Source organism: Streptomyces sp. NPDC051684 (assembly GCF_044453445.1).
In the GTDB taxonomy this organism is placed as follows: Bacteria; Actinomycetota; Actinomycetes; order Streptomycetales; family Streptomycetaceae; genus Streptomyces.
In genome coordinates, this window is the sequence record NZ_JBITCS010000004.1 from 290507 (window position 1) to 300681 (window position 10175).

Sequence of the window (10175 nt, forward strand, 5' to 3'; positions counted from 1 at the left end):
TACCTCCAAGAACTACTACGATGCGTCGCGTCGGTACGCGGTCGGGCCCGCGGGTCAGCGGGCCATGACGGCCCCGGCCGCTTGCTCCTCCTGTGAACTCGCCTGGCTCTGGCGCACGTTGAGGAACGAGACCATCACGAAGGCAGCGCCGTACAGCACGACGAACGCCCACACCACGCCGGCGTTGCCGAGGCCGACCGAGAGCACGGCGGCGACCACCGCGGAGCCGAGGAACGAGGCACCACCGGCCGCCGTGGTGTACATGGCCATGGCCGCACCCTTGAACTCCGCGGGCACCAGGGCGGGCATGATCGCGCCCATCGGTACGAACCCGGCGAGCAGGCAGCCGAACACGCAGCCCGCGACGACGGACACCCAGAAGCCCCAGGTGGAGCCGGCCGGTACGAGCTGCGGCACGTACCACCAGGCGAGCAGTCCGACGGAGGAGCCGAACACACCAAACCACTGCACGGTTCGGCGCCAGCCCCAGCGGTCGCCGATGGCGCCGAACAGGGCGTTGACGAGGATGTTCGTCGCGTAGACGAGGACGGTCATGGTGAGCCAGCGACTCTGTCCCCAGCCGCGGTCGTCGGCAATGACACCGGGCAGGATGATGAACATGCCGTACTGGGGCGCGGTGTTGATCAGCCGCACGAGGAAGCCCATCAGGACCTTGGGTTGACGTGCCGTCAGGCGCAGCCCGGCGGTGAGGACTTCGAAGGAGGTCTTGTCGTCCGGGGCCACCCGACGCGATCCGTGCGGCTCCTTGACGGCGAACCGGGCGATCAGGAAACCGATGACGATCAGGGCGGTGGAGGCCGCCATGGCGCCGGTCTCGCCGCCGGTCGATCCGCCGAACGCGGGGATCATACCGAGCGCGAACAGCGAGCCCAGCGTGGGCAGTCCGCCGGTGAACATGACGTAGAACCAGCCGACGGCGGCGCCGTTGCGCTCCTTCGGCGACACCAGGTTCACCCACACCAGGAAGGCGAAGGCGAACAGCGGATAGCCGAAGCCGCGCAGGAAGTAGGTCAGGAAGACCATCGGCATGCTGCCTGCGGCGAGGCCCGCCAGGAACAGCACCTCGAAGACGACCCACACCACGGTGCCGAGCAGCATGACCCTTCGCGGTCCCCACAGGTCGGTGAGGGCTCCGGACAGATAGCTGCCGACCAGGACGGACACGCCGTACATGGAGATGATGGTGCTGGCCGTCGCGGTGGTGCTGCCCAGGACGTGCTCGATGTGCGGGGCGATGAAGTTGGACTCGGTGCCGTTGCCGGTCATGAAGACCAGGACGGCGACGAAGCCCCAACGCAGCGGGTGGGGTATGCCCATGCGGTCGAGCCGGGTCTCGTGCCCCTTCGCGGGCCCGGTGGCTGCGGTTGTCACGCGACCACCGCGTCGGCCTCGGCGTTGGGCAGGATGGACACCTTCACGGAGGCGCCGGAGGTGTCGGCGACCAGGTCGAGCGCCTTCTGGAAGTCGCGCAGGCCGAACTGGTGGGTGCAGATGTCGTCGACCGGCACCTTGCCCTCCTCCAGGAGGCGGATCGCCGCGGGCCAGCAGTGCGGGCCCAAGTGGGCGCCGCGGACGTCGAGTTCCTTGTCGTCGGAGATGATCGACCAGTCGACCGTGACGTCCGAGCCGAAGACCGAGTACTCGACGTACGTGCCCAGCTTGCGCAGCAGGTTGAGTCCCTGCGCGACGGCGGGTGTCGCGCCGGTGCCTTCGAGGTACACGTCGGCGCCGTAGCCGTCGGTCAGCTCCTTGACCCGTGCGACGACGTCCTCCTTGGCGGGGTTGAGGACGATGTCGGCGCCCGTGCGGCGGCCCAGTTCGAGCTTGTTGTCGTCCAGGTCGAGCGCGATGATCTTCAGCGGGTTCTTCTGCCGGGCGCCCGCGATGAGACCCAGGCCGATGGGGCCGCAGCCGGCGACCACGACGACGTCCTCGAAGTGGATGTCGGCGCGCTCCACCGCGTGCAGCGCGCAGGACAGCGGCTCGGCGTACGCGGCGTGGTGCGGCTCGAGGTCGTGCGAGACCTTGTGGGCGCGGGCCTTCGGCGGAACCACCATGTACTGCGCCATGGCGCCGTGGTGGTTGCGGAAGCCGAACATGTCGTGCGGGCCGCACATCCAGTACTGACCGCGCCGACAGTAGCGGCACTCCTCGCACGGCACGATCTGCTCGCAGGCGATGCGGTCGCCGACGCTCACCTGCTGGGCGGCGAGGGCGGCGTCGTCACCCGCCACCACCACGCCGACGAACTCGTGGCCGGGGATGATGCCGCGCTGCGCCCAGGCCGGGCGGTTCTCGTCGCCCCAGAACTTGGGGGCGCCGTGGTAGCACTTGAGGTCGCTCGCGCACACCCCCACCGCCTCGGTCCGCAACAGCAGTTCACCGGGCCCGGGCGTGGGGACATCGACTTCTTCGAGGCGATAGTCCTCGGGCCCGTGGACGACGACGGCCTGCATTCGCTTCGGCACACTGGTCACTACTACCTCCATTGGCAGTCGGCTCTTGCGCGGATGAGATGCGGTTGGGGACACGGATCCGCGTGGGGAGGGATCCGGTGGGTTCGTGGTGGTCGAGGGGTGTTCCGGCGGGTCAGGACTCGGACGTTCCCGGACGCAGGGCGGCGACCTGCACGGTGACACCGTCCTCGCGCAGCGCCTCCAACTCGGCCGCGGAGATGCGGTCGTCGACGATCACGAGGTCGAAGTCGGAGAGCGGGGCGACCCGGTGCAGCGCCCGTTTCTGGAACTTGGTGTGGTCGACGAGCAGGATCCGGCGCTGGGCGGCCTCCAGGAGCGCCCGCTTGACCAGGATCGCCTCCTGCGACTGGTGGTAGCAGTGGCCGTCCGCGACCGCCGACGTCGAGATGAACACCGTGTCGGCGCGCAGGGGTTTGATGTGGTCGCAGGTCGCCATGCCCTGGAAGGCGTCGTAGTGCGGGTCGTAGCTGCCGCCGAGCGAGATCAGCTCGATGCCGGGCCGTCCCGCCAGCGCATTGACGATGGCGAGGAAGTTGGTGATGACGGTGAGCGGTCCGCTCTCGGGCAGCGCACGGGCGAGGGCGAGAGAGGTGGTGCTGTCGTCCAGCAGGATGGCCTGGCCCCGGTCGATGTGCTCCAGGGCGGCGCCGGCCAGCGCCTTCTTCGCATCGCCCTGCTGCGTCGTCCGGTAGCGGACGTTGCTCTCGAAGAGCACGGACTGCTGGGCCGTGGCCGCCCCGCGCGTCTTGCGGAGCCAGCCCTCGTCGGCGAGGCGGTCCAGGTCGCGGTGGATGGTCATCACGCTGACCCCGAGTTCGCGCGCCAGGTCCTCGATGCGGGCCGAACCCAGCTCGAGGACCCGGTCGCGGATACGCTCCTGGCGCGCCTGCGGGCTCAGCAACTCGGCTGATCCCGTGGGGAGTTCATCGGGGCTCACAGCGTTTCCTTCCTGCCACTGCCCGACAAGCTAACAGCGAACCCCTCAAACACAACACCCCTCGTGTTAGAAATGTGTTCTGCCTTGTGATGCCTGGCCGCGCTCGCGGTGCCGCGCCACGGCGTCGTTGTTGGCGCAGCGCACCGAGCAGTAGGTGCGACGGCCGCCCCGGGAGGTGTCGACGAAGGCCAGGGCGCAGCCCCGGCGCGCACAGCGGCCCAGCCGTCCGGCGTCGGCGGAGCAGATGACGTAGGCGAGCCCGGCGGCGGTGACGGCTCGGATGTGTGCGGCCGCGTCGGCGCCGATCGCGCTGTAGTGCAGGTGGGGCCGCCCGTCGTGCAGGGAGATCCGGGGGCTGCTCGACGCGTCCGCGAGCAGTTCGTTGACCGCGTGGCACCGCCCTTCGAGGTCCCGCGATCCGAAGCACCCGGCCAGGCGCCGGCTCCAGCCCCAGAGCGACTCGGCCTGCGCGGTGGTGAGCGCGCGGTTCACGACGCCGTGCTCGGCGAGCAGCGTCTCCAGTGCCTCGGGGCGTGGTGACTCCGTCAGGTTGACCAGGGCCGCGGCGAGCCGGGCGGCCTCGCCGCCGTAATGGTTGAAGTGCATAAGGGCATTACAGCACCGTGGGCACCACAGGTTCGGACAACGTGAACGTGGAGGTCTGGGATGGGTGTGCCGGTGCAGAGTCCCCCGTCGCGGTCCCGATGGCGGTCGCTGCCGCCGTCGCTGTCACGGGGAGCCGGGGCGGCACCGGCTCTGATGCTCGCCCAGATCGCCAGCCTCCAGGTGGGTTCAGCCGTCGCGAAGGACGCGTACGCCGCCGTGGGACCCACGGCGCTGGCCGGGATGCGGCTGTGCTTCGCCGCCGTGATCCTGTGGCTGTTCGTCCGGCCCCGCCTGCGCGGGATCACGGCCGCGCAGTGGCGCTCCGCCGTCGCACTCGGCCTCGTCCTCGCGGCCATGAACCTGGCCTACTTCCAGGCCATCAGCAGGCTCCCGATCGGCGTGGCCGCAACCCTGGAACTGCTGGGCCCGCTGGCCCTGTCGATCGCGCTGTCCCGCCGGATCGAGCACCTCGTGGTGGCGCTGCTCGCCCTGGCGGGGGTACTGCTGCTGGCGACGCCGGGGGCCTCGCTGCCCGCCGCCGGGCTCCTCCTGGGCGGGGCGGCGGCGGTGTGCCGGGCCGGGTACGTGGTCCTGAGCGGGCGGGTCGGCCGCCTGTTCCCGGACTGGACGGGCCTGTCGCTGGCGCTGACCGTCGGCGCCTGCGTGCTGACCCCGCTCGCCGCCGTCACGGAGGGCGGCCGGGTGGCGGCCCGCCCGTCCGTCCTGTGCACCGGGCTCCTCGTGGCACTGCTGTCCTCGCTGATCCCTTACGCGCTGGACATGACGGTGCTGCGGCGCATCGACGCCCGCGCCTTCGGTGTGCTGCTCGCGCTGAGCCCCGCGGTGGCGGCCGGGGTCGGTTTCGTGCTGCTGGGCGAGGAGCTGACCGGGCGGCAACTGGGGGCGGCCGCGTTGATCGTCGCGGCCGGTGTGTGGTCGGTGCGGAGGGCCGCCCGGTGACGTGCTGAAGCCCAGCCCCCATTCCGATGTGCGGCCCGATCTTGACCGGGATACGTTTCGGAATCCGGCTGGCTTTGGCTTTGGAGAGGGGCAGGTGGCGGGTGATGCGGCCGCAGAGATGGCGGCTCAACGCGACTTCTCATGTGCCACGGTTCTCCCTGCTCGTACCGCTGCTGGGATTTCTCGCGGGTGGCGTATGGGGAATCGTCACCACTGAAATCGACCAGGTCCTTTCCTCGACACCGTCACTGAACGATCCGGATTTCCAGGCGTTCCGCGATCCGAGCCGGGCGGTCATCGCGTCGGTCGGGCCGCCCATGCTCACCTTCATCGGTGTGGTCTTCTCCCTGACCCTGGTCGCGGTCCAGATGGCCGCCGAGAACCTCACGCCGCGTGTGGTCCGCCTGTTCATGCAGAGCCGGGTGACGAAAACCGCCCTGGCGCTTTTTCTGGGGACTTTCTTCTACACGCTCGTGGTGCGGTATTTGTCGTTGCGTGTCGAGGACCAGAGGGGTCGGAAGGACGTCTTCGTCCCGTTCCTCTCCGGCTTCTTCACCATGGTCCTGGTGACCTGCTGCGTCCTCGCCTTCATCGCATACGTGCAGCACACGTTGCGTCTCATGCGCTTGACCGAGGTCATCGACCTGCTGATGCGAGAGACGCTCAGGAGCGTGCGCCTGGTCCAGGGACTGAGCAGGTCGCAGGAGCCGTTTCGCGAGGAGGACCGCACCGCCGAGCACGAAGTGCTTCATGCGGCGCTCCCGGGCGTGCTGATCGGATTCCACAGGAAAGCGCTGGTCAAAGGCCTGTCCCGTAAGACGGGCTTCGGCTGATGGTGACAGGGCACAGGTGGACAATTCGGTGGCAGCCTGACCGTCGGTAGGGGACGATCACGCCGTGCACGGCCCCGCTCTTGTCGGCTGCGGCCCAACTCGTCGAGCGGTGTGGTGCCGTGATGACGTCGGATCGATTCTTGGCCTGGTGCCTCCCACGCCGGGCCGGAGGGGACACGTGTGTCGCTCGCTCTTGAAGATCGCTTGGCCATCACCGAACTGGTCTCACTGCATGGTCATCTTGTTGACGACGGAAACCTTGACCGGCTCGAGGAAGTGTTCACCGCCGATGTGGTCTACGACCTCACCGACTTCGGCCAGGAATCGCTATCTGGGGTAGCGGCCATCCGAGAAGCGGCATGGGCGCTGGGCGAGGCCAACCCTGTCGCACATCACGTCACCAACGTCGTCGTGACGGCGTCGGAGGATGGCCGGGTAAAGGTCCGTTCCAAGGGGCTGGGTATCAAGCCGGACGGCTCCTGCGGTTCCGTCTCCTACGACGACACCGTCGTGCCCACGCCTGACGGCTGGAGGATCAGCCATCGCAGACTGTCGCCACGCCGAACTCCCTTGGGCGGGATGACAAAGCACGGCTGACCAGTCACATCCCGCCTTGTCCTAGTCGGTGAGGAGCACATTGTGCAAGCGGGCGATGCCGAGCACGGCATGGTGAACACCATCGCCCTTCAGGCGGCAGTCGCGCAGGATCTTCCAGGTCTTCATGCGGGCGAAGACATGCTCGACGCGGGCTCGGACTAGGCGGTGGGAAGCGTTGTGCTCCTCCTTCCAGGCGGGAAGGTCGTTCTGTCCGCGCTCGCGGCGGTGCGGGATGACCAGGCCCGTGCCTCGGTACCCAGCGTCAGCGATGACAACGGCCTTTCCGACAGCGCCTTTGGCTCCGGACAGTTCCCATGCCCTGCAGTCGTTCCGGTTGCCGGGCAGGGGCCGGCCAACGGCGACGACGAGCCGGGAGTCGGCGTCGATGACGACCTGGTGATTGGTGGAGTACCGATAGTTCTTCGACTGCGCGGCGACAGCGTGATCACGGGTGGGGACCAGAGTGCCGTCCACGATCAGCACGGCCTCCTTCCGGAACCGGTCGCGCTGCCGCAGGGCGAGTAACGGTCCGAGATGCCCAATGATCCGCGCGGCAGCCGACTTGGACACACCGAAGAGTGGGCCGAGCTGCCGCAGCGTCAGGTTCGTCCGCCAGTACGCGGTGACCAGCAGGACACGGTCGTGCAGCGGCAGGCTCCACGGACGGCCCTTGCAGGCCGAGTCCGCTCCTTCGCGCCGCAAAGTGGTGACCAGCTTGCCGAACTGCCGCGGGCTCAGCCCGGCGAAGGGGACTATCCAGGACGGCTCCGAAGCCGTGATCAGACCAGACACGCCAAGATCATGTCGCCAAGATCAGCCGTTACGGGACAAGCCTTAGGCTCGTCCTCTGCCCGCCAAGCCCGTCGGGCCCGACGGAAAAGAGGAATGAGTTGCATGGCTGAAGGAACGAGACCCTCCGTCATACGGTCGCCCGGCGTCCCGCACCTGATGACGGTGGTGCTCTTCTGCTTCTCGGGGTTCGCGCTGCTGCTGCCGGTGTCCCCGCAGTGGGCGCTGGACGGCGGCGCCGACGAGCTCGGCGCCGGACTCGTCACCGCGGTCCTGATGACCATGACGGTCGCCTCCCAGCTGTGCGTCAAGGCCACGCTCCGCAAGCTGGGCTGGGCACGCACGTTCGCCCTCGGCGCCCTGCTGCTCGGGCTGCCCGCCCCGCTCCAGGCCCTCAGCGACAACCTGTGGCCGATCCTGGCCACCACGGCGCTGCGCGGCGCGGGCTTCGGCATCATGACGGTGTGCGGCGCCACCGCCGTGGCGGCCCTGGCCCCGGCCGGAAGGCAGGGCGCGGCCATCGGGCTGTACGGCCTGTCGATCGCGCTGCCCCAGATGATCCTCACCCCGGCGGCACCGGCCCTGGTCGCCGCGTTCGCCCTGCCCGCGATCCTCGCATGCGGCATCCTGCCCGTACTCGCCCTGCCGTTCACGCCCGGCCTGGGGCGCGCCCTCGACGCCCACTCGGACGCGCCCGATCCCGAGCCCTGTGCTCCCCGGACGGCGACGACGGGGACGGGGCCGGCGGCCACGCTGCGGCGCATCCTGCTGCCGGTCGTCCTGCTGCTGCTCGTGACCGTGGCCGGCGGCGCGATCCTCACCTTCACCCCGCAGTTCGCCGGCTCACCGGGCGCGGCGGCCGGGGCGCTCGTCACCTTCACGGCGACCGCCGCGGTGACCCGCTGGAGCTGCGGCGTGCTCGCGGACCGGGTCAGCGCCCGGCCGCTCAACTTCGGCCTGCTGCTCGCGGCGTGCGCGGGGCTCGGCCTCGTCGCCTGGACCGTCCGTTCCGGGACTGCCGTGCTGCCCGGCCTGCTGGCCGGGCTCCTGCTGCTGGGGGCGGCGTACGGAGGGCTCCAGAGTGTCACCCTCGTCCAGGCGCTCAACCGTGCGGGCGTGGAAAACCGACACACCACCTCCGTCGTCTGGAACATCGGCTTCGACGCGGGCACCGGTCTCGGCTCGCTCCTGCTGGGCCTCGCCGCGCAGGTGGCCACCTTCTCCGTCGGCTTCCTGCTGATGGCGGCGGCGACGGCGGTCGCGGCGGCCGTGACACTGCGCACCGGGGGCGGGCCCGCCGCTCCCCCGTCGCTTCCGCACGCGGAAGGCACCGCGGAGAACACCGCGAAGGACCCCGCGCAGGACCGTCAGGACAAGAAGCGGGGCACCCTCTCGGACTGCTAGACAGGGATACAGGGATACACGGGCATCGCACTCAGGAGGCTGGTCGACCATGAAGATCGCGCGCGTGCTGATGGTGGCTCCGGTCCGGGACGTCGACGCCGCGGTGACCTGGTACGAACGCTTGCTGGGACGCTCACCGGACACCCGCCCGATGCCGTCCCTGGCGGACTGGCACCTCACCTCCGGCGGCTGGCTCCAGGTCTTCGAGGATCCCGAGCGCGCCGGTTCGACGCTGCTCAACCTGGAAGTGCCCGACCTGGACGAGGCGCTGGCCTCCCTCGCGGAGCGCGGCCTGACGGCGGGCCCCGTGCAGACCGGCGGCGTGCTCGCCCGGTTCGCCGCCGTGACCGACCCGGACGGCAACCGGGTCACGCTGCTGGAGAACCCGGTGACCTGACCGCTCGGCCCGCGGCCCGGCCACCGGGTGCGGCCCGGTGGCCCGGTCGGCATCCCGCTACGTTCTCCGTCCCTTGCGCGTACCGCCGGCGGCGTACGCGCCGCGGCTCCCGGGCCTCCAGGGGCAGCGTTGCACGCGTGATGCGAGCTCCTGTTCGGAGCCGGCCGGGCTCCTCGTACGAGCCCCGAACCCCACTGAAAGCAGGGGCCGTTCGGCCCGGCGCCCAGGAGCGGAACCGCTGCTAGCCTCCAAAAAAGGTGCCGCGTTCTCACGGGGGCAAGGGGGAGCGGCTATGGCCAAGGGTTCATACGAGGCGTACCGGAAGGCGCTCGGGGACGTCTACGGCGGCTGGTGGCTGGCGTGGCCGTTGACGGAGCGCGTCGAGGTCGGCGAGGTGCGGAAGTTGCACCGCCGTGGTGCGGTCCCCGCGGGCAGCCTCGCGGAACGCGGCATCGAGGCGAAGCGGGGCCCCGCGGGCGCTCCGGGTGACATCACGTACGACGCCGGGGGCACGGTCGCCGTGCGTTTCAAGGCGGCGGGGGTCTCGGCGCAGGGTTTCTCGTCTGTGGCGGCGGCCGAGGCCGGTGCGCTGGTGGAGTTCCGGGACCAGCACAGCGCCCTGATCGTCTACACCGGTCTCGAACAGTCCGGCCTCGCGGACCTCGCGGGGCTGGCCGCTTCCCTGGTGCGGCGGCTGTGGCGGGGCGACTGGGATCCGGATCTGCTCGTCGTCTCCGACGTGGTCGGTGCCCGCGCCGGCACCGTCCTCGTCGCCGACAAGAAGGGCGCCAGCGCCGAGCTGCGGCTCCAAGGGGCGCTCGGTCCGGGGCCGTTGCAGCTGGTCGACCTCGCGGGCCAGGCCGCCTTCAGCGCGTCGAGCCACCTCGGCCTGAACTGGACCGGGGCGAATCTCACCCCCTGCTATCGGGTCCTCCGGGTGCGCAGGACGTGGCTGAAGCGCGTCCGGGAGGAGTACGGCACACCACAGCCCGGCCGTGGCCTCGCCGCGGGGCCCGTGCCCCCGGTCCTGCTGGACGAGGCCCGCGACGAGGCAGGGGCGATCGTCGAACACGTAGAGCAGCCAGACCACTTGGAGTGCCCGGAGTCGGGAGAACGGCTCTAGGCGCCAGCCACCAAGCGCCAAGCACACGGCA

General features: G+C 70.0%; 11 protein-coding genes. 6 read left to right on the top strand and 5 right to left on the bottom strand.

Annotated elements, in window-relative coordinates; translation table 11 throughout:
* Positions 1–54 precede the first annotated feature (54 nt).
* From ACIA8D_RS07245 to ACIA8D_RS07260, 4 genes are all read right to left on the bottom strand, one after another.
* Complete coding sequence (locus ACIA8D_RS07245) at positions 55–1392, bottom strand: MFS transporter (RefSeq protein WP_399229542.1); 1338 nt, start codon at positions 1390–1392, stop codon at positions 55–57.
* Positions 1389–2498 carry an alcohol dehydrogenase catalytic domain-containing protein gene (locus ACIA8D_RS07250; protein ID WP_399229543.1) on the bottom strand — a complete coding sequence of 370 codons (1110 nt, stop codon included), beginning with the start codon at positions 2496–2498 and terminating at the stop codon, positions 1389–1391. Before ACIA8D_RS07250 ends, ACIA8D_RS07245 begins: the two co-directional genes overlap by 4 nt.
* A gap of 112 nt (positions 2499–2610) precedes the next feature.
* Complete coding sequence (locus tag ACIA8D_RS07255) at positions 2611–3435, bottom strand: DeoR/GlpR family DNA-binding transcription regulator (protein ID WP_399229545.1); 825 nt, start codon at positions 3433–3435, stop codon at positions 2611–2613.
* A 66-nt stretch (positions 3436–3501) separates the two neighbouring features.
* Positions 3502–4041: a CGNR zinc finger domain-containing protein gene (locus tag ACIA8D_RS07260; RefSeq protein WP_399229547.1), complete on the bottom strand. Its 540-nt coding sequence runs from the start codon at positions 4039–4041 to the stop codon at positions 3502–3504.
* Positions 4042–4194: 153 nt separating this feature from the next.
* Here ACIA8D_RS07260 and ACIA8D_RS07265 point away from each other — a divergent pair, with 153 nt between their 5' ends.
* From ACIA8D_RS07265 to ACIA8D_RS07275, 3 genes are all read left to right on the top strand, one after another.
* Positions 4195–5001, top strand: coding sequence for an EamA family transporter (locus tag ACIA8D_RS07265; RefSeq protein ID WP_399229548.1), 807 nt, complete (start codon positions 4195–4197; stop codon positions 4999–5001).
* A 104-nt stretch (positions 5002–5105) separates the two neighbouring features.
* The gene (locus ACIA8D_RS07270) at positions 5106–5834 is read left to right on the top strand and encodes a DUF2254 family protein (protein ID WP_399229550.1); all 729 of its coding nucleotides are present in this window, start codon (positions 5106–5108) and stop codon (positions 5832–5834) included.
* A 180-nt stretch (positions 5835–6014) separates the two neighbouring features.
* Positions 6015–6431 carry a nuclear transport factor 2 family protein gene (locus tag ACIA8D_RS07275; RefSeq protein WP_399229552.1) on the top strand — a complete coding sequence of 139 codons (417 nt, stop codon included), beginning with the start codon at positions 6015–6017 and terminating at the stop codon, positions 6429–6431.
* A 21-nt stretch (positions 6432–6452) separates the two neighbouring features.
* Here the strand turns inward: ACIA8D_RS07275 and ACIA8D_RS07280 are convergent, their stop codons facing one another.
* Positions 6453–7223, bottom strand: coding sequence for a transposase (locus ACIA8D_RS07280; protein WP_399229553.1), 771 nt, complete (start codon positions 7221–7223; stop codon positions 6453–6455).
* A gap of 102 nt (positions 7224–7325) precedes the next feature.
* Between ACIA8D_RS07280 and ACIA8D_RS07285 the strand changes: the two genes are divergently transcribed.
* From ACIA8D_RS07285 to ACIA8D_RS07295, 3 genes are all read left to right on the top strand, one after another.
* Entirely contained in the window at positions 7326–8624 is a 1299-nt protein-coding gene (locus tag ACIA8D_RS07285; protein ID WP_399229555.1) for an MFS transporter, read from the top strand.
* 49 nt (positions 8625–8673) lie between these two features.
* Positions 8674–9021 (top strand): VOC family protein, encoded by a 348-nt coding sequence (locus tag ACIA8D_RS07290; protein ID WP_399229557.1) that lies wholly within the window; start codon positions 8674–8676, stop codon positions 9019–9021.
* A 292-nt stretch (positions 9022–9313) separates the two neighbouring features.
* Positions 9314–10144 carry a hypothetical protein gene (locus tag ACIA8D_RS07295; RefSeq protein ID WP_399229558.1) on the top strand — a complete coding sequence of 277 codons (831 nt, stop codon included), beginning with the start codon at positions 9314–9316 and terminating at the stop codon, positions 10142–10144.
* Positions 10145–10175 lie beyond the last annotated feature (31 nt).

What these genes read in the sequence shown, in the direction of transcription:
- ACIA8D_RS07285 (WP_399229555.1), top strand. Translation starts at nt 7,326, where the DNA reads ATGGCTGAAGGAACGAGACCCTCCGTCATACGGTCGCCCGGCGTCCCG.
- ACIA8D_RS07270 (WP_399229550.1), top strand. Translation starts at nt 5,106, where the DNA reads ATGCGGCCGCAGAGATGGCGGCTCAACGCGACTTCTCATGTGCCACGG.
- ACIA8D_RS07295 (WP_399229558.1), top strand. Translation starts at nt 9,314, where the DNA reads ATGGCCAAGGGTTCATACGAGGCGTACCGGAAGGCGCTCGGGGACGTC.
- ACIA8D_RS07290 (WP_399229557.1), top strand. Translation starts at nt 8,674, where the DNA reads ATGAAGATCGCGCGCGTGCTGATGGTGGCTCCGGTCCGGGACGTCGAC.
- ACIA8D_RS07265 (WP_399229548.1), top strand. Translation starts at nt 4,195, where the DNA reads ATGCTCGCCCAGATCGCCAGCCTCCAGGTGGGTTCAGCCGTCGCGAAG.
- ACIA8D_RS07260 (WP_399229547.1), bottom strand. Translation starts at nt 4,041, where the DNA reads ATGCACTTCAACCATTACGGCGGCGAGGCCGCCCGGCTCGCCGCGGCC.